Here is a 21056-nt window from a genome sequence, read left to right on the forward strand (position 1 = left end):
TGTTCGATTATTGCTTGACAGGAACAACTGTTCGAAGATAATAATAACCGAACATTCGTTCTCGCGCTAGACATTTTTGTCCGCGCGGCTTGATAAAACTGTTCTCAGCAAAACACGCGAGAGGAGAACATGATGAACGCAACGGATATGGTCCAGGGAAACCTCGCCCTTAAGCTCGAGACGCCTGCGGCACCGGCTTTCACGGTTGTCAAAGGCGGCCGATCTGGTTTCCAAACACTGCCTGGCAAGCCCGTCCGCAGCAAGTGCGTCGCCACGACATCGGCTCCCGTTGCCCTAAAGGTCTCGACGATTGTCGCCTTGGCCGTTGCGCTCACGCTTTTCTTTGTACTTGCTACCTCGATCTTCAGCGCTCGTCACGCCGCATATGCCGAGTCGGCATCCAACGTTACCTACGAGACCGTCCGTGTTCAGTCTGGCGATTCCTTGTGGTCGCTTGCCCAGGAGCATCCGATTGAAGGTCTTTCCACGCAGGAGACCTCTGATATGATCCGCAACGTCAATCACCTGGAGCATGGCTCGCTCGATGCCGGTGCGCATCTTAAAGTTCCCGCACGTTCCTAAGATTTAAGTACCGTCGCATGGTACCCTTGTAATCGTTTTAGAGGAGGTACCATGCGCTGTCCTAAATGCGGCAAGGCACATACCCGCGTTGTTGATTCCCGCATGCAGGAATCTAATAACACCATCAAGCGCCGTCGCGAATGCTGCTCATGCAATTATCGCTTTACGACATTTGAGCGTTGTGAAGACCCTATCGAGGTCATTAAGTCAGACGGATCCAAGCAACGGTTCGATCGCAATAAGCTGCTGGTCGGTTTGATGCGCGCCACGATCAAGCGAGATATCGACACTAAAAAGCTCAATGACATCATTGACGATATTGAGGTCGAGCTTCGCTCCCGTACGCTTACGGCCGTTACGTCCCATGAGCTGGGCGATATGGTTCTTAAGCGGTTGGCCAAGATCGATAAAGTGGCCTACATCCGCTTTGCCTCGGTCTATCGCGATTTCAAAGACGTCGATGAGTTTCTGCAAGAGCTCGACAAGCTAAGGTGATTTCATGTCCAACATTACCGTTAACATTAAACGTCTCGACCCAACCGTCGAGCTACCCAAATACGCCCATCCCACGGATGCCGGTCTTGACCTCCGAGCCAACGAGGATTGCACCCTCAAGCCTTTTGAGCGTCGCCTGGTCTCCACGGGCCTAGCTGTCGCTCTGCCCGACGGCTACGCCGGCTTCGTCCAGCCCCGCAGCGGCCTGGCCATTAAGCAAGGCCTGTCCATAGTCAACACTCCTGGCCTCATCGACGCCCACTACCGAGGAGAGCTCAAAGTCATCCTCATCAACCTAGACCCCACGAACAACATCCAAATCAACAAAGGCGACCGCATCGCCCAGCTCGTCATCCAAGAAGTCCCCACGGTCAACCTCGTAGAAGCAGAAGAACTAGACGAAACCGACCGAGGCAAAGGAGGCTTCGGCTCCAGCGGCGTAGCTTAGGGGTGCTCGTATCCCTCCCGCCCGCCTCTCACACATATCATTCCATGCTCAAACATTCTCGCTTCGCTTCGCTCGCTGCGAAACTGCGCGTGGAACGATATGTGTGAGAGACGGCCGGGCGGCTACTCACTTGAAAAATACTTACTTTTCTAGTAAGCCGACGCGACGATGGGGCGCCCCCTTTGTCGCGTCGGCTTACTATATTTATTTTTTTCGGTTTCGCCTTTGCAGGTTCTAGTGGTGGGGAACCTGGTGTAACTGCTAGCACGTAAACGTAGCTGCTCGGCGGGAGCCGCCCATATATCGTTCCACGCGCAGTTTCGCAGCGCAGCGAGAATGTTTGAGCATGGAATGATATATGGGCGGCTCCCGCCGAGCAGCGGACATTAAGACGCTAGCGGATATGCGCGGGTTTTCCGCCCCAGTAGAAGCGGCAGAATGCGCGTTTTCTTTTCTGGGGTTTGCCTACGAGCTCCATGGTGGCGACGGCGATGTCTTCGGCTGCGTGGGGACGGCGTAGTACTTCGCCGTTGATGAGTAGGGCTTTAAGCGACTCCGGATGATCGTGCAGGTGGCGCAACGTCACGATGAGCTCTCGTGCCGTGGTGACGTGCATGCTGGCGCCCATGCCGGTGAGCATAGTGGTGTTGGCCTTTTCCTGGCCATAGGACTTGCCCAGCAGGATCATCGGCAGATGTGCGCATAGGCACTCGGTGACCGTTAGTCCGCCCGATTTGAGGATTGCCAGGTCGCAGCCGTGCATGAGGGCCGCCATGTCGTCGACATAGTCCAACACCGTGACGTTCTCGAGCTTCATGGCATCGAAGAGCGTCTTCAGCCGGGTGGCATACTCCACGTCTTTGCCCGGCAAAAAGACAAAGTGCATGTCTTCGAAGCTGCGCAGAAAGGGGAGTGTGTGGTCCATCGCCGCGCGAAAGCGGACGTAAGGCTGAGGCAAACTGGCACCGGCCATTACCAGTACGACGGTCTTGTCGATGGGGAGGTTGAACTTGGCTAGCTCTTCCTCGCGATCGTAATCCGTGTCGAATCCGGCGCGAATAGGAATGCCGGTAATGCGAATCTTTGTCTCGGGCACCTTGCGTGGACGCAGCGTTTCGGCCATAAATTCGTTGGCAACACAGAAGAGGTCGGTGTCCTTGTGGGGCCACCAGCCCTCGACTTCGTAGTCGGTCGGTACGCAGATGACCGGATAATCGATACCCGTAATAACGCGGGCGCCCACGGCAACATTGGCTGCTGTGATGTGCGTTGCGACCACGGCTATGGGCCTGCGGCTACGAATATATTCATTGAAGGCGGGGAACATAATTCGCGACCATGCCGTGCCGCCACCCCAGAGAAGATGTCCCGTAAGCGTATATCGCCAGGTCAGGTCGTAAATGGGGCGCGTGGCTCCCGTAAAAGAAGCCGCGGTCTTATTGCCGTCGAATTTAATTCGTCCAAAATCAAGGATATCGAGCACTTCAATATCAACATCTTCGGGGATGCCATTGGTGCCGCGGATGAGGTCGAATGCCTGCGCAATCGCATTTGCGGCGGCCTTGTGGCCCGAGCCGACCGAGGCGTGCACGATGGTCACGAGAGGTTTTTGCTGAGCCAAGAGCGTGGATTGCTCCGATTGGGGAGTGCTGTGCGTGAGCAGGGGAGCGTCGTCGCTCGTCTGCGTCTGATCCATCGATAACTCCCCTTCGACGTTGTAATACGGATTTATCATTGTAGTGCATGAGTGTCACGTTCACGTAAATTTGGGTATGAGCGCAAAGAACGACAACGTTTCGATGAGAGGACTCTTCATGACTACCGATCAGACAATCGATGTTGCGATTATCGGCGGCGGACCCGCGGGCTATGCTGCCGCTATTTATGCAGCGCGCGCCAACCTGACGACGACCGTCTTTGAGCAGGGCATGTCTGGCGGACAGATCGCCACATCCAACGAGATTGAGAATTATCCTGGCATTCCGCTACTGAGCGGTGCCGAACTTGGTGAGCGGTTTCAACAGCATGCTGAAGGCCTGGGGGCTCAGGTTGAATGGAGTATGGTGACAGGCGTCGATTACGATGCCGATGCGGCACAATTTACCATCCATCATGATATGGGCGATACAGCGGCCAAGAGCGTTATTGCGTGCATGGGCGCCACGCCGCGTCCTGCGGGTTTTGTTGGCGAGGACACGTATCGCGGTCGTGGCGTTTCGTACTGCGCGACGTGTGACGGTATGTTCTTCCGTGGCAAGCAGGTTTTTGTTATCGGAGGCGGCAATTCGGCATGTGAGGAGGCGCTGTTCCTGTCCGACATTGCCAGCAGCGTGACCATCGTGTTGCGTCGCGATCAGTTCCGTGCACCCGAGGGCGTTGTGAATAAGGTGCTTGCTAAGGACAATATTTCAGTTAGGTACCAAACTAGTATTGTTGAGCTTTCCGGTGAAGTAATGCCCACGTCAATCACGTTCAAGGACAATGCGACTGGTGAAATGCACACTGAGTTCTTTGAACCTGGCTCATTTGGCATTTTTGTCTTTACCGGCACGCAACCTCATACCGAGCTTGTTGAGCATCTAGTCGATCTGGCTCCCGACGGCGGCATCCTTACCGACGATTCGATGGCCACCCGTACGCCCGGATTATTCGCAGCCGGCGATATCCGTTCCAAGCGTTTACGCCAGGTTGTGACCGCCGTTTCGGACGGAGCCATAGCGGCAACCAGCGCATACGCTTTCCTACGTGGATAAGTACGATAATATATCTTATGTAAGGTTGTTATCTTTAAACAAAGTGGTTGGACGGTGCTTCAACGTGCTGTCCAACCACTTTTACTTAGCGGCTATGTGGTATGCAAAACTAGATAACCTAGAATACAATATAGAAAACGATCGGAGGCCTCTTATGAACCACGTCAAACATGTTATCCCGATGTCCGATACATCGGTCAGCATTAAGCCGGAGGATATTCAGCCGACGGTGCTGCCGGATGCATTTATTCAGTCCGATATGGTGGGTAAACTCAACGCGTTGAGCCTGCCACGCTATGATCAGCTGCCCAACGTAACGCTCTATCGCGATCAGGTTATTGAATATGTTGCGCTGTGGATGGAGCCGCTTTCGATTTGCGTAGAGCAGCCCGTTATCACGCCTTCGATGATCAATAACTACGTGAAGGTCGGCCTCGTTCCTGCTCCGGTTAAAAAGCAGTATGGCCGTGAGCAGATTGCGCGTCTCATCGCCATTTGTATCTTTAAGCAGGTGCTGCCCATCGCTGCGGTTCAGGCGCTCTTTAATATTCAGCGCTTGAGTTACGACGCTCCGACGGCTTTCGATTATGTAGTCGATCAACTTGAGGCATCGATTCGTGCGGCGTTTTCCGTCGAGCAGACTCCCGTGCCCGATACCGCACACCAGGTTACGCGCGAATCGCTGCTCGTACGCAGTGCGGTTTCGTCTTTTGTATCGAAGGCGTACCTGATGAGCTACCTTAAGTTTAATGGGTTTAATAGCTAATCGAGGCATAAGACGGGCGGGATAAAGAGCCATTGGCCCCTTATCCCGCCCGTGCGTTTGTTTAGTTGGACATTATCGGCCCGAAGCCACGTCCATGCCGTAGCCGATGATGAGGCCGTGCATCTCGGCATAGTATGAATCTAACCCGTTACAGGGCATGATGATAGTCTTGGAGCCTGGCCAGCGCTCCACAATGCGGCTGGTAAGCGCCTGGGCTCCAGATTCGTTCTCAACGTGATCGATGATGACCTCGCCGCCCGTGAAACCCTCGGCCTCCATGGTGTCGACAATCTTGGTGAGCATCTTCTTTTCGCCGCGCGTGTGCCCAACGAGTTCAATTTTGCCCGCTTCGCTCGCCGTGCCCAAAATGCGGATATTGAGCTTGTTGGCAATGACGCCGGCTGCCTTAGGAATGCGTCCGGCCTTCGCAAGGTTTTCGTAATTACACAGGCTAAAGAGGATCTTGCTGTTCTGCTCCAAGCTATCAAAGTAAGCGCAGGCGTCCTCAAAGGAAACATCCGGGTTACACGCAAGGTATCGATCAAACAGTAAGAAGATCAGGTCCATCTTGCCGCCCGCTGCCCGCGAATTGACCAGGTGAATCTGGCGGTTGGGCTCCTCGGCAAGTACCATATCGCGTGCCGTAGCAGCAGCATTGTAGCTTCCCGAGACGCCCTCAGAGATGGGCATGCAGATCGTCTTGTCGGCAAGTCTGAAGAGTTCGGCCCACTCCCCTACGCTTGGACAGGCGCTCGAAGAAGCGCTCGACTCCGCCTGCACGGCGCAATTGAGCTCGTGAACATCGAGCGAGAGGTCGTCAACGAATTCACGCTCCCCCACTCGGATCTTAAGGGGTGCAAATGCAAAGGTGGTATGAGGTGCGGTTGGTTGCCAATCGCGAAGATTGCAGCTCGAATCGGAGATAAGTGCCCAGCTCATTGAGGGTCCTTTCTAATTGTTCCCCAACAATTATAGCCATCTTTTTGATTGATCAGTACGGCTATCTAGTTTTGAATACTAGATAGCCGTACTGATCATATGCCAAACGGTAAGGGAAAAAAGAATGGGCCTCGTGACTCAAGATCGCGAGGCCCACGTTCGTTCGCTGCAGTAATAAATTAGTAGCGCACGAAAATGTAATTGTTGTTCATGCCAGCAGCGACGGAGCTGATGATGACGCCCGTTTTGTAGTCGGAAGCATGGATCATCTGACCATTACCGATATAGATGCCTGTATGGTAGGAGTTAACCACAACATCGCCGGGTTGCGGATCGGACACGCGGGTCCAACCCATGAAGGTGCCGGTGGTGCCCAGGCGGCAATAGCGGCCCGTGAGGCAATAGCTTACAAAACCGGAGCAGTCAAAGCTGTTCGGTCCAATGCCGCCCCAGGAATAAGCGTATCCGAGCTTGCTGTAGGCGCGCGAAACAACGGTACCGCCGTCAACGGACTGGCTCGGTGCGGAAGGCGTCGGAGTCGGAGCGGGCGTCACGGGCTGCGGCGTGGGGGCAGGAGCGGGCGCGGGCGCGGGCGTGTTGCCGCCGCCGTTGTTGGTCGTACCGCCACCATTGTTGGTGTTCTCGGTCGTACCGGCAGTGTCGTTGCTCACCGTGGCCTTTTCGGCGGTGCTGGCATTGATGCCAGCCTGAAGCGCGGCGTTGACCTCGGCCTCGGCAGCAAGCTCGGCCTGCAGCTGTGAATCCAGGGAGTTCACGACACTCTGGGCCTCAGCCTGCTGGGCATTGAGCTCGTCGACCTTCTTCTGCGTCGCGGCGACGTTCTTCTCCTGCTCGGTCTGCTTATCGGTGAGCTGCTGCTTAAGGTCCTTGACCTCCTGAATGGTCTGGGCCTGCTTGTCGGAAACCTTACCGTAGTAGAACAGACGGTTGAGCATGTCGCCCAGATCGTCGACGCCCGTCAGAACCTGAAGGAGACTCAGACCGCCAGTCTTGTACTCACCGGCAACGTAGCTCGAAAGCTTTGCCTGACCCTCGGCAATCTCTTGCTGCTTTTGCGTGATCTCGCCTGCAGTCTGATCAAGCTCCTGCGTCTGTGCGGAGAGTTCTTCATGAATTTGCTGGGTTTGGGTGCCAATCTGCTCGAGTTTGGTACGAGCAGCGGCAAGGTCGGATGCGGTATCGGCATAGGCCGGAGCCACGAGGCCCAGGCCCAAAACACAAGCGAGGGTTGCCGTAGCAGCGCAGCGTGCCATGTTTTTGTGCGTGTTTGCTGTGCGCATGGAGCTTCCTTTCCGGTATCTAAGGGTAGCGGCTAGTCCACCGTTACCAGGCTAAAGAGCTCAACGTCCTCGTTAGAAGGCGTGAGCTTCTTGCGCGGGTTGAGAAACGCAAGCTCAAGGATACAACCGTAGCCCACAAGCTTTGCGCCCATATCTCGCACCAGTTTACCTGTTGCCTCGACGGTTCCGCCCGTCGCGACCAAGTCGTCCAGAATCAACACGGTATCTTTAGAGCTGATGGCATCGGCGTGGATCTCGATAGAATCCGTTCCATACTCGAGCTCGTAGCTCTCGCTTACCGTCTTGCGCGGCAGTTTGCCCGGCTTACGTGCGGGAACAAAGCCGGCACCCAGGGCGACGGCCACGGGCACACCGACCATAAAGCCGCGGGCCTCGGGTCCTACGACCTTGGTAATGCCCATGCCAGCAAAATGCTCAGCCAGGGCATCCACCATGGCCTTCAGGGCCTCGGGATTGCCAAAGAGCGGTGTGATGTCCTTAAAGACGACTCCGGGCTCGGGATAGTCGGGGATATCGACGATATGAGATTCGAAGTCGTACATGGCGTGACCTTTCATGGATTGCCGGGTGAACGGCGGCTATTTACCCGCGTTAGCAGACGAGCTATGCGAGGGGACGACGACCTTGGACGGCTGCACAAGCGACTCGTCATGCGCGGTAACCGCGGGAACGCTTGCCCCATCGCTTTTAGCCTTGGAGGATTCGGAACGCGCGATCTCCTCATCGAGAGCATCGATGTCAGCGTCCTCGACCACGGCGTTGAGCGACTCAAAGACACGGTTCTTAAGGAGCGCGGTGTGCACACCTTCGGTGAGGTCATGCAACTTTTTAAAAGCGCGCTCGAGCTTGGCGTCGCGCTCGTCATCGGAGGTATCCATGCCGAGCATACTCACGAGAACCTGCTCAAACATCGAAGACTCGCGGTTTGCCGACGATACGTACTGTCGTAGGTTGCGCGGCTCAATATGGAAGCGCGACAGCTCCGAGCAGTAACGGATAATCGGGAAATCTCGGCCATCGACGAGCTCTCGGTTCTGCGGGCTCTTGATGATGCGGATAAGATCGTTCTCGGCAAGGGAGCGGATAAACGAGATCTCGACGCCGAGCATATCGGGAATAGTCTCGATGGGATGCAGCTTTTGCTTGGTCTCCTTGGGCTCCGTCTTAAGCGGAACATCGGACAGAAGACCCACCTCGTAAGCCAAAGTGGACAGGTCCGTTGCGTTTTCCAAGCGCTGCTTAATGACGTTGAGCGGCATGTAGCGGGTCTTCTGCAAGTGCAGGATGACCTCGAGACGGTCAACGTCCTCCTTTGAGTACTGACGATAGCCCTTAGGCGTACGATGAGGGGTGATGAGCCCCTCATCTTCTAGAAATCTAATTTTTGAGTTCGATAGATCGGGGTATGCGCCTCGAAGAAGGTTGACGACTTGGCCGATACTCAGATAGTTTCGTTCGGCCATTACCTACTCACCGGTTTCGATGCGCTCCGGCGTGCTCTCGTGGTAGATGAGCGTGAACGTACCGATCTGAACGGAAGAGCCGTCGTGCAGCGGAGCACCGTTGACGATGGCGCCGTCAACCCAGGTGCCGTTGAGCGAGCCCAGATCCTCAATACGGGCGCCCAAGCCCTCACGAATAATGCGTGCGTGGCTGCGCGAGACGGTCATGTCGTTGAGGAAGATGCCGTTCGCGGGATCGCGGCCGATGGTGGTCACGTCGTCCTCGAGCTCAAAGGCAGCTCCGGTCTGCGGTCCCTTGACGATGGACAGAACAGGAGCGGTGATGCGCACGTTGGCCATAAGGTCGGGAACGGTGACATCGCTCGAAGGAACGCGGAAAACGCAGGTAGCGTCCGCAGTCTTATCGTTCTGAGGCGTATTGTTAACCTTGTTGTCCATGACAACCCCTATCTAACGCGGCCACGCCGCAAAGAATGAACCGTACGTAATCATACCCCAATGAATCAGTCTTCGATTTCGGGGTTGAGAAAGTCGGTGTCCTCGTCCTCGGGATGCGCGATGGCCTGTTTAATGGCCGCCCCTCCCTTAATGGAATAGATGACAGCGGTGAGCATGGAGAAGATCACGCCGCCGTACACAAAGAAGATGCCGAGGGGCACCGAGCTGCCATTGAGGCCTGGGAATGCCGTGAACGTGGCGGGCAGCAGATGCCAGCCGTCTATGATGGGGAACCCAAGCAGCATGAGTGAGAAGCCGGTCATGAGCAGCGCCGTGGCAATCTTGCCGGGAAAGACGACATCGATGGGACGACGGTGATAATGGCGCACGATGAGCGTGCCGATACCCAGGTAGATATCGCGGCCGATAATGAGCACGCAGACCCAGATGGGAAGCTCGCCGCGGACTACCAGGCCCAACACGCCGGTAAACAGCAGTGCACGGTCGCAGATGGGGTCCATAACCTTGCCGAGCCACGAGACCGTTTTGGTCATGCGGGCAATCTGACCGTCCATCCAGTCGGTGGAGGCCGCAATAGCATAGATGACAATGGCGACGACACGGTTGTTGTCCGTCACAAACAGGTACAGAAAGACGAGCGTGAGGACCAGGCGCGTAAAGGTAATGAAATTGGAGATCGTGAAGATCTTATTCGACGGGTAATCGGAAGTGCCGATAAGCTCCTTTTTGATCTTCTTCTTGATGCCCACAGGACTCCCCCGCTGGTAAACGACAAAACTTTCGATACTATACCCGTTCTAGCGATGTCTATCCAGCGTAAGCGTAGAGAGTCCAGACATATGGAGGACGGTATTGAGCGGAACAGTCGTTGATTCTTCGTTGCTTAATCTGTTGATTCTTAACAAAAAAGGTCAGGCACTTAGTGCCTGACCTGCAAACTTCTGGTCGGGACGACTGGATTCGAACCAGCGACCCCTTGACCCCCAGTCAAGTGCGCTACCAAGCTGCGCCACGTCCCGAAGCTTTTGTTTGTTGCTCTGCTCTCGCTCGCAACAGGAAGTATATTAACCCGAAACTTTGTCCTTGTGCAAGAACTTTTTTACAAATTTTGAAGCAAGTCCAAAATTGTATCTGCGAGCTGGGGTTTTGTTAGCACGGGGAGTTCTTGCGTGCCCGCTGTGCTCACAATCCAGGCCTTGTTGGTATCGGTTCCAAAGCCTGAATCGGCGCGCGAGACATCGTTGGCGATAATGGCATCGCAGCCCTTGCGGGTCAATTTACGCTCGGCGTACTCGACGACGTTATCGGTCTCGGCGGCAAAGCCGATCACGCGGCGATCGCCCTTTTGGCGTGAGAGCTCGGCCAAGATGTCAACGGTCTCGACGAGCTCGATTCGATCCAGGCGCTCGTTGGTCTTTTTGAGTTTATGGTCCGCCGGGGCCGCAGGCGTGTAGTCGGCGACGGCAGCGGCACAAATGGCTGCATCGGCCGTCTGGAAGGCGCTCAGCGCTGCCTGGAGCATTTCTGCGGCGGTCTGTACGCGCACGCACTCCACACCGCAGGGAACGTCGATCGATGTCGGTCCCAGCACGAGCGTGACGGCGGCTCCGCGGCGTGCGGCCTCCCCCGCCAGGGCGATGCCCATCTTGCCCGATGAACGGTTGCCTATAAAACGTACGGGATCGATCGGCTCGTGCGTGGGGCCGGCGGTGATCACGATGTGCTTGTCCGCAAGGTCCTGAGGTACCGGGTTGAGCTCCTCGCAGACGGCCTCGACGATGTCCTCGGGCTCGCTCATGCGTCCCGTGTCCACGTCACCGCAGGCAAGGTAGCCGCTGCCGGGCCCCACCACATGGACACCGCGCTCGCGCAGCGTGGCCATATTGGCCTGCGTCGCCGGCGCCTTCCACATACCGTTGTTCATGGCGGGTGCGACCACGATGGGTCGCGGTGTGGCAAGCAGCGTGGTGGAGATGAGGTCGTCGGCGATACCGTTTGCCATCTTGGCGATGATATTGGCCGTCGCGGGCGCCATGACCACCAGATCGGGCTCCTGCGCCAGCGAAATGTGGTGGATGGGGTCGGAGGGGTCGTCAAACAGACCCACGGCAACGGGTTCGTGGGTGAGCGCACGGAAGGTGAGCGGGCCCACAAACTCGGTGGCATGCTCACTCATGACGACCTTGACGTGCGCGCCGCGCTTTTGCAGCAGGCGCACGATATTGCACGACTTATAGGCGGCGATCCCGCCGGTAATGCCCAGCAGGATCGTTTTTCCCTCAAGTTGCATTGAATTGTTGGGTGCTGCCGTCATCGTTAGGCTTCCTTGCTGGGGAGCACGAGCAGGCGGTGGCAGTACGGGCAGTGCGTGATCTCGCTACCGTCGTGGTTGAGGTCGCTCATGGACGACGCCTGCAGCGCGGTGTGGCAGACCGTGGGGATGTTACCCTTGATGGTCTCGACTGCCAGGCCGCGGAACTGCTTGAGCAGGCGCTCGTAATCGGTGAGCACGTCAGTCGGAAGCGTAGCGGCCAGTGCGGTGCGCTCCTTGGTGGCGGCATCGATCTGGGCCTGGAGGTCGGCGGCCTTGGCGCGGGCGGCCTTGGTATCGGCCTTCACACCCTCCTCGAACTTGGCGATGATGGCCTGCGCGCGAGCCTCGCGGTCGAGCGCTTCCTTGTGGGCGACGACGACGTCCTTGCGGGTGTGCACGATCTTGTCCAGACGCTTGGCCAGGGTGGCGAGCTCATTCTCCAGGTCCTGCACCTCGCGGTAATCAGAGCCGTCAACGTGGCGCTTCTTGGCGGCCTCGATGGCGTTGTTGGTCTGGATCTCGGTGGTGTTGAGGTCGTCGAGCTCAATGTCCAGATCCTTGCGCTGGGCGTAGAGCTTGGTCATCTCGGACTTGAGCTTTACATAGGTCTTGCGCTTGGAAGCGAGCTCCTTGAGCTCCGGCATATTGGCAAGTTCGCTCTTGTTGCGGGCGAGCTCCAAATCGATCTGTTGCAGCTTGAGTAGCGTAGCGCCGGCGCTCATAAGTTCTCTCCTTTTGTCACAGTCCACCATTGGCAAGGTTTCAGTATTTTAATCGCATGACGGGGGTCGACCCCGGCGTCAACTGCAGAGTTCATCAATATATCAACGAACGGCTCCTCGGAGCGGTCATGGCCGAGCAAAACCACTGGCAGCCCGCGCAAGGCAAGGTCTTGCGCCACGTGGTAGCCCGCCTCGCCCGTCACGACAACATCCGCACCGGCGGCAATGGCGAGCTCTCCAAAGTCGCCCAAGGAGCCGCCCAAAATGGCGAGGTTGCGGCACGGGTGCTCGGCATCGCCCCACACACGGGGGTCGCTGCCAAACGCCGTGGCGGCGCGCGTGGCAAGGTCGCGCAGCGTGCACGGATCGTTGAGCGTTGCTAACGCGCCCAGACCGGTTGACTCGGGGTCGTCCACGTGCTCCAGCGAGCTTGCGGGCGCGGCGTCCAACAGCTCACTTAGGCAGGCGCGCGCCTCGTGCGAGCGGTCCAGATTGGTATGGAGCGAGATGATACTCACCCCGCAGCGGGCAGCCTCGTAGAGCGCCGCACTGCACTGGGGACGCATCGCGCTAGGCGGACAAAAGGCCTCGGGCGCCTTGATATAGATGGGATGATGCGTCAGCAACACGTTGGCGCCGGCCTCGAGAGCGCGATGCACGTTGGCCTCGGTCGCGTCGAGCGCGCAGGCAACGCCGCGGATCTCGTCGTCGGGGTCGCCGACGGATAAGCCTACATGATCCCAACCTTCGGCGTCCGTCTTGGGATAGCGTGCCAGCAGTGCGCGCTCGAGTTCGGCGACGATCATGCGGCACCCACGATCGACAGCAGCGCCTGGGCAAAGTCGTCCAGATCGCCCGGATTCACACGGTCATCGAAGGAGATGCGCAATGCGCCCAACGCCTGCTCGCGACCGATGCCCATCGCGCTCAAAACGTGGCTGGGGTCCATGCTGCCGCTCGAGCATGCCGAGCCTGCCGACACCTCAAAGCCGGCGGCGTCGAGCTTGATGATGAGCTCCTCGGAGTCCATGCCGTCAATGTAGATCGATACCATGCCGGGCAGACGGTCGGCATGCGCATAGTCGCCCATCGTGGCGTGAATGCGCGGATGGGCCGTAAGCGTGGCGTAGAGCTTGTCGGAAAGGGCTTGCAGCTTCTCACGCTCCTCGGCCACATGGGGCGTCAGCGTGCAGGCGGCAGCGGCAAAGGCGAGCTGCGTGCGCAGGTCCTGCGTGCCGGCACGTCGTCCGGCTTCCTGTCCGCCGCCAAAGATTCGGGGGCGCAGCGGCGTGCGGTTCTTAAGGTAGAGCGCACCGGATGCCACAGGGCCGCCGATCTTATGCGCGGCAACGGACATTGCGTCGACACCCAGCTCGGCGGCATCGAGCGGAATATGCAGATAGCCCTGGATGGCATCGGTGTGGAACAGGGCGCCTGCGGTGTGCGCAGCCGCGGCAAGCTCGCGGATAGGCTGCACCACGCCGGTCTCGTTGTTGGCGACCATGATACTCACGAGCGCGACGTCGTCGCCGAGCAAGTCGCTCAGCGCGGCAAGCTCGATGTAGCCCGCACGGCAGGGCTGCACTAGGTCGACGGTAAAGCCGGCAGCGCGCAGCAGCGGCAGGTTGTCCAGGATCGAATCGTGCTCGATGGCAGATACGATCACGCGCCCGCGCTTGCGGTCGCGCTGACGAGCGCCCTCGGCAAGACCGAGGAGCGCCAGCTGGTTGGCCTCGGTGCCGCCGTTGGTAAGGATGATCTCGGACGGGCGAACGCGCGCGCCAAAGCTACGGGCAATCTCGCGACGTGCCACCTCCAGGCGCGCGGCGGCCTTGCGGCCGAGCGAATGCAGCGAGTTGGGGTTGACGCCGGCAAGCTCGCTGTCGTCATATTCGCGCTGCGCAAGGAGCGCCTCGGCGCGCATGGGCGTCGAGGCGGCATAGTCAAGATTCACGGGTATGCGGTTTTGACCTGCGGTCATAAGGTTTTATGCCTCCTGTGCGGCCTCGTTGCCCAGCTTCTGCAGCAGCGCAACCTCAGCAGCGGGATCTTCGGACTTAAATACGGCGGAACCGGCCACCAGGACATTTGCGCCAGCCTTAACGACCTCGGCGATGTTCTTGGAAGAGATACCGCCGTCGACCTCGATGAGGGGCGAAACGCCGTGGCGCTCACTCATGGTCGTAAGCTCATGCAGCTTTGCAATGGTGCCCGGGATAAAGCTCTGGCCGCCAAAGCCGGGGTTCACGCTCATGAGCAGCACCATGTCGACAACGTCGATGATGCTTTCGAGCACGCAGACGGGCGTGGCGGGGTTGAGCACCACGCCGGCCTTGACGCCGCGCTGCTGCAGATGGGTGAGCGTGCGGTGCAGATGCGTGGAAGCCTCGTAGTGCACGGTGATCATGTCGGCACCGGCGTCGGCGTACCAATCGACCGTCTCGTCGGGGTTCGACACCATCAGGTGCGCATCGACCGGAACATCGGTGGAGCGCTTGACGGCCCTAAGGATGTCAACGCCAAAGGTCAGGTTGCCGGTAAAGTGACCGTCCATGACGTCGAAGTGCACGTAGTCGGCACCGGCGATCTTGTCGAGCTCGCCCTTGAGGTTGGCCATGTCGGCCGAAAGGACGGACGGAGCGATTTTGATAGAACCCATGGTAGTAGCCTTTCTGCGCTAGTCGGCGAGTCCGTAGAACTCTTGAGAGGGGACGCGATCGGTGAGAATTTCGAGCGCTCTATCCAAAGTAACACCGTTGTAGAGCGTTTGCTCCACGGCAAAGGTGAGCGGAATGTCTACGCCCAGTGAACGGGCGAGCTCGCTGACGCTGCGGGCCGCGACGGCACCCTCGACCACCATATGCGTGCGCTCCTGATACTCGTCGAGCGACACGCCGTGGGCAAACTCGAAGCCAAAGGTGCGGTTGCGCGAATGCTCGGAGGTGCAGGTGGCAATGAGGTCACCCATGCCGGCAAGCCCCATGCAGGTCATGGCTTGACCGCCGCGGGCGTGTACCAGGCGGCTGATCTCGGCCAGACCGCGCGTCATGATGAGGGCGAGCGTGTTATCGCCCGCGCCGGTACCGGCAGAGATGCCGCACACGATGGCGATGACGTTTTTCATGGCGCCGCAGACCTCGACGCCCGTCATGTCCTGCGACAGGTAGATGCGGAAGGCCGTGGATAGGAGCAGGTTCTTAAAGGTCTCCCCTATCTGCGGATCTTCGCTGGCGATGACGGCGGCCGAAAGCCCGCCGCGGCAGATCTCCTCGGCATGGTTGGGGCCGGAGAGCGCCGCCACGCGCGACTCGTTGCCGATCTCGCTGGCGATGACCTCGCTCATGAGCAGGCCGGACTCGGGCTCGATGCCCTTGGTGAGGCACAGAACCGGCGTCTCGTCCGCGATGAACGGCGCCGCCTGGTGGCAAACGCCACGCAGGTGCGTCGAAGGCACGGCAAAGATGATGGCCTCCGCGCCGTCGAGCGCCTGGGCCAGATTCGTCGTGGCGACAACGTTTTCCGGCAGCACGTAGTCCACCAGATAGCGGGGGTTGCGATGCTCGCCGTTAATGCCGGCGGCCGTCTGCTCGCTATGGGCGCACATGATCACGCGCTCGGCTCGCGCGGCGGCAAGGCCAGCGACGGCGGTTCCCCAGGAGCCGGAGCCAATCAGCGCAACATTCATGACTCTCTCCTACTTATCGTCGGGCTCGGTGACGCGCTTGGTAAACGAGAGCTTGGACTCCTTACCGGTCATGAGCTTTTTGATGTTCGCGCGATGGGCCCACACCACGGTGATGCCGATTAGCGCCATGCAAAACTTGAGGCCCAGGCTGCTGTACGGAAAGACCGCGCAGGCAGCGATGGGAAGTCCGATGGCAGCGGCGAGCGAGCCCACCGACACGAACTTGGTGATGGCGACGGCCACGATAAACATGCCCAGCAGCGATAGGCCAATGGGCCAGTACCAGGCAAGAATTACGCCCAGGCCCACGGCGATACCCTTACCGCCGTGGAAGTTGAGGTAGGGCGAGAAGATATGTCCCCACACGGCAGCCAGGCAAATGACGCCGAGCATCCAGTCGCCGGCGGCACCGGGAGCCATGATGCTCACAGGGAAGCCATAGCCCACGCTCGCGATGAGCGGACGGGCGATAAGGACGCAGATAGCGCCCTTAAGGCAGTCGAGCAGTAGCGTGAGCGCCGCGACCTTGGGGCCGGCTACACGCAGGGCGTTGGTGGTGCCGATGTTGCCGGAGCCCGCCTTGCGAATGTCCGTGTGGTTGAACACGCGGCCCAGGATCAGGCCAAACGGAATCGCTCCGATAAAGAACGAAACCACGGCGCAGATGGCGGTCTGCAGAATCGGATTAAGCATCCTTTTGCTCCTTCTTCCTAAAGAAGAGTCGAATGGGCGTACCGGCAAAATCGAAGGTCGAGCGCATGCGGTTTTCCACGTAGCGCTGGTAGGTGTCGTTGACCAGGTCGCTGTGGTTGACGAAGAACGTGAACGTCGGCGGGTTGACGCCCGTCTGGGTCACGTAGTGCATGCGCAGGCGGCGCTTGCCGTCCACCACGGTGTGGCCAAACTCGCGCAGGTCGGTGAGGAATGTGTTAAGGCGCGAGGTGCTGATCTTTTGCGAACGCGTCTTCTCGGCGGCATCGACCATGCCCCAGATCTTTTCGATGCTGCGGCCGGTCAGAGCAGAGATGCGCAGGTACTGGGCCCAGGGAGCCATGACGCCCAGACGGCGGTCGACGGTCTCCATGCAGGCCTCGCGCTTGCGGTCGTCGTCGAGCAGGTCCCACTTGTTGAGCAGCACGACGATGGCGCAGCCGCGCTCGATGGCCAAGCCCATGACCTTCTGGTCCTGCTCGGTAACGCCCACGGAGGCGTCGACGACAAGCAGCGCCACGTCGGCGCGATCGATGGCGCGCAGGCCGCGGACCATGGAGTAGTACTCGATGTTCTCGTATACGGTGCTCTTCTTGCGAATGCCCGCGGTGTCGACCATGCGGTAATGCTTGCCGTTGCGCTCGACGACGGTATCGATGGCGTCGCGCGTGGTGCCGGCGATATTGGACACGATGGAGCGGTCGGCACCCAGGATGCGGTTGAACAGCGACGACTTACCGGCGTTGGGGCGGCCGATGATGGCCACATTCAGTGCATCGGGGAACTCGTCGGCGACCTCGTCCTCTTCCTCGGGGAGCAAGGCCACGATGTCGTCGAGCAGGTCGCCCGTGCCGTGGCCATGCAGAGCCGAGAGCGGCGTGGGCTCACCGATGCCGAGCGAATAGAACTCCCAGATGCTGTCGTTCTCGCGATCGGGGTTGTCGAGCTTGTTAACCAGCAGAAAGACCGGCTTGTCGCAGCGCTTGAGCATGCGGGCGACCGACTCGTCCTCCTCGGTGACGCCGGTGCGGCCGTCGACCACAAACAGGATGACGGCGGCTTCCTCGGCGGCGGCGAGCGCCTGGTCGCGGATGGACGTGGCAAACACGTCATCGCTCTTGAGCGGTTCGATGCCGCCCGTGTCGACGATGGTGAACTCGCGGCCGTTCCAATCGGCCGTGTGGTACGAGCGGTCGCGCGTGACGCCGCGGGACTCGTGGACGATGGCGTCCGAGGTCTGGGCCAGGCGGTTAACGAGCGTGGACTTGCCCACGTTGGGGCGTCCGACGACGGCGACGATAGGTTTCATCTGCTCTCCTTTAATGGGTAGGGTCAGTGGAAGTGTTAGAGTCTGCGGGCACAATGCCAAGGATGCGCTCCAGGGTATCGAGCAGCTCATGCGGCATGGTCGACACCACATGAACCTCGGCGCCGCGACTGGTAAGGCTTGCGAGTAAATCGTCACGATGATACTCGTCAAGCGTCATGCCGTCAGCGTTGAACATGAGCTTAGGCACAAAGAGCATAACCCCCGACAGATCTTGGGGCAGCTGCTCCAGAATGTCACACGCGACGATGAGGCCGGTCACGTCCACGTTGCCGCCAAAGTAGCGGTTCTTGATGGCTGTGACGGTGCCGGCGAGACCATACGGCGACTCCACAAAGCGCGCCACGGTGTCGCGTGCGCTGGCGCCCGAGAGGCACAGCAGGTGTTGGCTGCGGGCGTCGATGGCCTCGCGGACGCGGGCCAGACGCTCGGCGTCGGCGGCAAGCACGTCGTCGGTCTCGTCCAGATACGAGCGGATCATGCCAATGCCGTCGTAGTACTGCGGGTAACCGTCGTAAAAGTCTGCCTCGGGAGGATCGATGCCGGCGTCCAGATAGAACTCGTCGCTCATCTGGAAGGTGTGGCGGCCAAAGCGCTCATAGGCGCGGTCCTGGAACGGTCGAATCATGGCGATGGTCTCGCGCGCTAGCTCGGGTTTGTCGCTGTAGGACCAGCTAAAACGGTTCTGATGCTTGGTAAAACCGAGCGGCACAATGCCCAGGCTGGTGATTTGCTCGTGCTCCTCGCAAAAGCGCAGGGTCTTTTCCAGCTCCTCGCCGTCGTTCATGCCGGGGCACAACACGATCTGCGCATGAATCTCTATGCCGGCGGCCATGATGGCCTCGAGCACATCCATGCCGCGCTGGGCGTTGCGGCCCATCATGCGGCGGCGGACGTCGGGGCTTACGGCGTGGACCGACACGTTCATGGGGCTCATGTTGCGTTGGATGACGTTTTGCACGTCCTCGTCGGTGAGGTTCGTGAGCGTGACAAAGTTGCCCTGCAAAAAGCTTAGGCGATAGTCGTCATCGCGAATATAGAGCGTGGAGCGGCCGCCCTTGGGGAGCATCGTCATAAAGCAGAACACGCAGGCGTTCACACAGGTGCGCATGCCATCGAAGATAGGGCCATCGAACTCAAGGCCCCAGTCCTCTCCTGGGAAGCGGTCGAGCTCGACGGAGGTGACGGTGTTGTCGCGCGGATCGAAAACCTCCAGGTCGACGGTATCATCGTCGGCCTCCCAGAGCCACACAATCATGTCGGTGAGCTGCTCGCCATTGACCGTGAGCACGCGCATGCCCGGCTCGATGCCCACATCCCATGCGGGCGACTCGGGACGCACGTTCTTAACGAGCGCGCCCTCACCCGGCTCGGGGTCGCGGCTGCGCCCGTAATCGGCCACCTCGGCGGCGTATGCGGGTACGGTCTGGTCCATGATTAGCGGCAAAGCTCCTTGATGCGCGCAACGGCGCGTTCGATGTGTTCTTGCGGGGTGGAAGCGCCGGCGGTGATGCCGATGTGGTGAGCGTCGGTAAACCACGCGGCCTGGAGCTCGGAAGCTTCCTCGATGTGATACGTGCACTCGCAGGCGTCTGCGCAAATCTGCGCCAGGCGGCGGGTGTTGCCCGAGTTCTTGCCGCCCACCACGACCATGCAGTCGCAGCGGTTGGCAAGTGTGGCTGCCGCCTGTTGACGCTCACTCGTGGCGGCGCAGATGGTGTTGATCACACGCAGCTCCTGCACGTGCGGGGTGATAGCTGCCACGACCTCGGCGAGGTTCTGCGCGGTCTGGGTGGTCTGCACAACCAGGCCTACCTTGCCCTTGAGCGACAAGGCGTTGGCGTCGGCGGCACAGCTCACGACCTGCGCATCATCGCCGGCGTGACCCAGAATGCCCTCGACCTCGGGATGGCCCGGCTCACCCACGACGAGTACGCGATAGCCCTCGCGCACCAGCCGCTCGGCGGCCACGTGGACCTTCTTGACGTAAGGGCAGGTGGCGTCGACCACGTTGAGATCGCGCTTGCGGGCAGTATCGATCACCTGTGGCACCACGCCGTGGGCGCGGATGATCACGGTACCCGACGATGCGTCGTCCAGGTTCTCGGCCAAGCCAACGCCTGCCTCAGCGAGCTCGCGTACCACGATGGGGTTATGGATGAGCGGACCCAAGGTATGGACCTGAGTGCTCTCCCCTGCCTGCGGCGCGGCTGCCAGCGCCATGTCGAGCGCGCGCTGTACGCCGTAGCAAGTGCCGGCGTGGGCTGCAATCTCGATGATGGGCGCGCCGTCCTGGTCGGACGCAGTCGCGGCAGTGTTCGTCACGTTTTCACTCATGGCTAGAACCTGCCCGGATGCTCGGCGCACAGGTCGTCTCGCATGGCGTAGACGCGGCTCATGGCCTCGGACTCAAACCATTCCAGGCGCTCCGTGCGCTTAAGCCCAGCCGGTGCGTCGGAAAGCGAGACGGCCTTGCCGGCGCGGATCCAGCACTTCTTGGGACGCATGATCTTTTTGCCCGCGGGCGTGATGTCGGACCAGCCGCAGATGGCGAGCGGGTTGACGGGCGCCTTGCCCATCTGGGCGATGAGCGCAAAACCGCCGTGGACCTCGGGTTTGATCTCGCGCGAGCGGATGCGCGTGCCCTCGGGGAAGATCAGGACGTCCTCGCCGCGCTGCAGCGCATGCTGGGCGGCGCGCAGGCACTTCATATCGGCAGTACCACGCTCCACGGGGATGCCGCCAACGCGGCTAAAGGCCCAGCGCACAATCTTGCTCTTGGCGAACTCGGACTTAAAGATGGGACGAATGCGGCGCCCCCCAAAGAACAGCGCCGTCTCCACGGCCAAGAGCTCGGCCATCGAGGTGTGGTTGCAGATGACCACGCTGCCGCGGCCGTCCTGGCGCTCAAACAGCAGATCGGCATCCTCGACCTTCCAACGCCACATGAGCTTGGAGAAGGCCCAAAGGATGACCATAACCACGACGACGGTGCCGCGGATGAGCGCCGGGAACTCGGCGTAGGGGGCGTTGTAATAGTCCTCTGGCGTCTGCTTAAACAGGCGCATGA

General features: G+C 59.5%; 23 protein-coding genes and 1 tRNA gene. 5 read left to right on the forward strand and 19 right to left on the reverse strand.

Annotated elements, in window-relative coordinates; all coding sequences use genetic code 11:
* Positions 1-132: 132 nt before the first annotated feature.
* From AB5Z20_RS01505 to dut, 3 genes are read left to right on the forward strand one after another with little or no spacing between them, the layout of a single operon-like run.
* Positions 133-582, forward strand: coding sequence for a LysM peptidoglycan-binding domain-containing protein (locus tag AB5Z20_RS01505; protein WP_368156034.1), 450 nt, complete (start codon positions 133-135; stop codon positions 580-582).
* 51 nt (positions 583-633) lie between these two features.
* Positions 634-1077, forward strand: a complete 444-nt coding sequence (gene nrdR / locus AB5Z20_RS01510) for a transcriptional regulator NrdR (RefSeq protein WP_368156035.1) — start codon at positions 634-636, stop codon at positions 1075-1077.
* Between the two features lie 4 nt (positions 1078-1081).
* Entirely contained in the window at positions 1082-1525 is a 444-nt protein-coding gene (dut, locus tag AB5Z20_RS01515; protein ID WP_368156036.1) for a dUTP diphosphatase, read from the forward strand.
* Positions 1526-1919: 394 nt separating this feature from the next.
* Here the strand turns inward: dut and AB5Z20_RS01520 are convergent, their stop codons facing one another.
* Positions 1920-3221, reverse strand: a complete 1302-nt coding sequence (locus AB5Z20_RS01520) for an MGDG synthase family glycosyltransferase (RefSeq protein ID WP_368156037.1) — start codon at positions 3219-3221, stop codon at positions 1920-1922.
* A gap of 118 nt (positions 3222-3339) precedes the next feature.
* On the opposite strand from AB5Z20_RS01520, the gene AB5Z20_RS01525 reads away from it, so the two are divergent.
* Positions 3340-4278 carry an NAD(P)/FAD-dependent oxidoreductase gene (locus tag AB5Z20_RS01525; RefSeq protein WP_368156038.1) on the forward strand — a complete coding sequence of 313 codons (939 nt, stop codon included), beginning with the start codon at positions 3340-3342 and terminating at the stop codon, positions 4276-4278.
* Positions 4279-4432: 154 nt separating this feature from the next.
* Entirely contained in the window at positions 4433-5044 is a 612-nt protein-coding gene (locus tag AB5Z20_RS01530; RefSeq protein ID WP_199411531.1) for a DUF1836 domain-containing protein, read from the forward strand.
* A gap of 72 nt (positions 5045-5116) precedes the next feature.
* On the opposite strand, the gene AB5Z20_RS01535 is transcribed toward AB5Z20_RS01530, so the two are convergent.
* The 18 genes from AB5Z20_RS01535 to AB5Z20_RS01620 form a co-directional block, all read right to left on the reverse strand.
* On the reverse strand, positions 5117-5983 hold the full coding sequence (locus tag AB5Z20_RS01535) for a DegV family protein (RefSeq protein WP_368156039.1): 867 nt from the start codon (positions 5981-5983) through the stop codon (positions 5117-5119).
* Positions 5984-6162: 179 nt separating this feature from the next.
* A complete protein-coding gene (locus AB5Z20_RS01540) occupies positions 6163-7284 on the reverse strand; it encodes a C40 family peptidase (protein ID WP_368156040.1) in 1122 nt (373 codons plus the stop codon).
* A gap of 32 nt (positions 7285-7316) precedes the next feature.
* A complete protein-coding gene (locus AB5Z20_RS01545; RefSeq protein ID WP_195233681.1) occupies positions 7317-7847 on the reverse strand; it encodes an adenine phosphoribosyltransferase in 531 nt (176 codons plus the stop codon).
* Between the two features lie 36 nt (positions 7848-7883).
* Entirely contained in the window at positions 7884-8768 is an 885-nt protein-coding gene (gene ftsR / locus AB5Z20_RS01550) for a transcriptional regulator FtsR (RefSeq protein WP_368156041.1), read from the reverse strand.
* 3 nt (positions 8769-8771) lie between these two features.
* Positions 8772-9206: an FHA domain-containing protein gene (locus AB5Z20_RS01555; RefSeq protein ID WP_368156042.1), complete on the reverse strand. Its 435-nt coding sequence runs from the start codon at positions 9204-9206 to the stop codon at positions 8772-8774.
* Positions 9207-9271: 65 nt separating this feature from the next.
* Positions 9272-9976: a CDP-alcohol phosphatidyltransferase family protein gene (locus AB5Z20_RS01560; RefSeq protein ID WP_349090008.1), complete on the reverse strand. Its 705-nt coding sequence runs from the start codon at positions 9974-9976 to the stop codon at positions 9272-9274.
* Positions 9977-10169: 193 nt separating this feature from the next.
* Positions 10170-10246: transfer RNA gene (locus AB5Z20_RS01565), tRNA-Pro, on the reverse strand.
* Positions 10247-10326: 80 nt separating this feature from the next.
* Positions 10327-11541: a bifunctional phosphopantothenoylcysteine decarboxylase/phosphopantothenate--cysteine ligase CoaBC gene (gene coaBC / locus AB5Z20_RS01570; RefSeq protein ID WP_368156043.1), complete on the reverse strand. Its 1215-nt coding sequence runs from the start codon at positions 11539-11541 to the stop codon at positions 10327-10329.
* Positions 11542-11543: 2 nt separating this feature from the next.
* A complete protein-coding gene (locus AB5Z20_RS01575) occupies positions 11544-12263 on the reverse strand; it encodes a zinc ribbon domain-containing protein (RefSeq protein WP_368156044.1) in 720 nt (239 codons plus the stop codon).
* A complete protein-coding gene (locus AB5Z20_RS01580) occupies positions 12260-13069 on the reverse strand; it encodes a Nif3-like dinuclear metal center hexameric protein (protein WP_368156045.1) in 810 nt (269 codons plus the stop codon). Before AB5Z20_RS01580 ends, AB5Z20_RS01575 begins: the two co-directional genes overlap by 4 nt.
* Entirely contained in the window at positions 13066-14244 is a 1179-nt protein-coding gene (locus AB5Z20_RS01585) for a cysteine desulfurase family protein (RefSeq protein WP_368156046.1), read from the reverse strand. Before AB5Z20_RS01585 ends, AB5Z20_RS01580 begins: the two co-directional genes overlap by 4 nt.
* 6 nt (positions 14245-14250) lie before the next feature.
* On the reverse strand, positions 14251-14922 hold the full coding sequence (gene rpe / locus AB5Z20_RS01590) for a ribulose-phosphate 3-epimerase (RefSeq protein ID WP_368156047.1): 672 nt from the start codon (positions 14920-14922) through the stop codon (positions 14251-14253).
* A gap of 18 nt (positions 14923-14940) precedes the next feature.
* Positions 14941-15948: an NAD(P)H-dependent glycerol-3-phosphate dehydrogenase gene (locus AB5Z20_RS01595; protein ID WP_368156048.1), complete on the reverse strand. Its 1008-nt coding sequence runs from the start codon at positions 15946-15948 to the stop codon at positions 14941-14943.
* A 9-nt stretch (positions 15949-15957) separates the two neighbouring features.
* On the reverse strand, positions 15958-16641 hold the full coding sequence (gene plsY / locus AB5Z20_RS01600; RefSeq protein WP_368156049.1) for a glycerol-3-phosphate 1-O-acyltransferase PlsY: 684 nt from the start codon (positions 16639-16641) through the stop codon (positions 15958-15960).
* Positions 16634-17968, reverse strand: coding sequence for a ribosome biogenesis GTPase Der (gene der, locus AB5Z20_RS01605; protein WP_368156050.1), 1335 nt, complete (start codon positions 17966-17968; stop codon positions 16634-16636). Before der ends, plsY begins: the two co-directional genes overlap by 8 nt.
* A gap of 10 nt (positions 17969-17978) precedes the next feature.
* Entirely contained in the window at positions 17979-19421 is a 1443-nt protein-coding gene (locus AB5Z20_RS01610; RefSeq protein WP_368156051.1) for a DUF512 domain-containing protein, read from the reverse strand.
* Between the two features lie 2 nt (positions 19422-19423).
* Positions 19424-20323 carry a 4-hydroxy-3-methylbut-2-enyl diphosphate reductase gene (locus tag AB5Z20_RS01615; protein WP_368156052.1) on the reverse strand — a complete coding sequence of 300 codons (900 nt, stop codon included), beginning with the start codon at positions 20321-20323 and terminating at the stop codon, positions 19424-19426.
* A gap of 2 nt (positions 20324-20325) precedes the next feature.
* Positions 20326-21054 (reverse strand): lysophospholipid acyltransferase family protein, encoded by a 729-nt coding sequence (locus tag AB5Z20_RS01620; protein WP_368156053.1) that lies wholly within the window; start codon positions 21052-21054, stop codon positions 20326-20328.
* Positions 21055-21056: the final 2 nt, after the last annotated feature.

This window comes from Collinsella aerofaciens, from assembly GCF_040910245.1.
Lineage (GTDB): Bacteria > Actinomycetota > Coriobacteriia > Coriobacteriales > Coriobacteriaceae > Collinsella.

Coding starts and splice junctions, on each gene's coding strand:
- AB5Z20_RS01505 (WP_368156034.1), top strand. CDS start 133: ATGAACGCAACGGATATGGTCCAGGGAAACCTCGCCCTTAAGCTCGAG.
- nrdR (WP_368156035.1), top strand. CDS start 634: ATGCGCTGTCCTAAATGCGGCAAGGCACATACCCGCGTTGTTGATTCC.
- dut (WP_368156036.1), top strand. CDS start 1,082: ATGTCCAACATTACCGTTAACATTAAACGTCTCGACCCAACCGTCGAG.
- AB5Z20_RS01520 (WP_368156037.1), bottom strand. CDS start 3,221: ATGGATCAGACGCAGACGAGCGACGACGCTCCCCTGCTCACGCACAGC.
- AB5Z20_RS01525 (WP_368156038.1), top strand. CDS start 3,340: ATGACTACCGATCAGACAATCGATGTTGCGATTATCGGCGGCGGACCC.
- AB5Z20_RS01530 (WP_199411531.1), top strand. CDS start 4,433: ATGAACCACGTCAAACATGTTATCCCGATGTCCGATACATCGGTCAGC.
- AB5Z20_RS01535 (WP_368156039.1), bottom strand. CDS start 5,983: ATGAGCTGGGCACTTATCTCCGATTCGAGCTGCAATCTTCGCGATTGG.
- AB5Z20_RS01540 (WP_368156040.1), bottom strand. CDS start 7,284: ATGCGCACAGCAAACACGCACAAAAACATGGCACGCTGCGCTGCTACG.
- AB5Z20_RS01545 (WP_195233681.1), bottom strand. CDS start 7,847: ATGTACGACTTCGAATCTCATATCGTCGATATCCCCGACTATCCCGAG.
- ftsR (WP_368156041.1), bottom strand. CDS start 8,768: ATGGCCGAACGAAACTATCTGAGTATCGGCCAAGTCGTCAACCTTCTT.
- AB5Z20_RS01555 (WP_368156042.1), bottom strand. CDS start 9,206: ATGGACAACAAGGTTAACAATACGCCTCAGAACGATAAGACTGCGGAC.
- coaBC (WP_368156043.1), bottom strand. CDS start 11,541: ATGACGGCAGCACCCAACAATTCAATGCAACTTGAGGGAAAAACGATC.
- AB5Z20_RS01575 (WP_368156044.1), bottom strand. CDS start 12,263: ATGAGCGCCGGCGCTACGCTACTCAAGCTGCAACAGATCGATTTGGAG.
- AB5Z20_RS01580 (WP_368156045.1), bottom strand. CDS start 13,069: ATGATCGTCGCCGAACTCGAGCGCGCACTGCTGGCACGCTATCCCAAG.
- AB5Z20_RS01585 (WP_368156046.1), bottom strand. CDS start 14,244: ATGACCGCAGGTCAAAACCGCATACCCGTGAATCTTGACTATGCCGCC.
- rpe (WP_368156047.1), bottom strand. CDS start 14,922: ATGGGTTCTATCAAAATCGCTCCGTCCGTCCTTTCGGCCGACATGGCC.
- AB5Z20_RS01595 (WP_368156048.1), bottom strand. CDS start 15,948: ATGAATGTTGCGCTGATTGGCTCCGGCTCCTGGGGAACCGCCGTCGCT.
- plsY (WP_368156049.1), bottom strand. CDS start 16,641: ATGCTTAATCCGATTCTGCAGACCGCCATCTGCGCCGTGGTTTCGTTC.
- der (WP_368156050.1), bottom strand. CDS start 17,968: ATGAAACCTATCGTCGCCGTCGTCGGACGCCCCAACGTGGGCAAGTCC.
- AB5Z20_RS01610 (WP_368156051.1), bottom strand. CDS start 19,421: ATGGACCAGACCGTACCCGCATACGCCGCCGAGGTGGCCGATTACGGG.
- AB5Z20_RS01615 (WP_368156052.1), bottom strand. CDS start 20,323: ATGAGTGAAAACGTGACGAACACTGCCGCGACTGCGTCCGACCAGGAC.
- AB5Z20_RS01620 (WP_368156053.1), bottom strand. CDS start 21,054: ATGCGCCTGTTTAAGCAGACGCCAGAGGACTATTACAACGCCCCCTAC.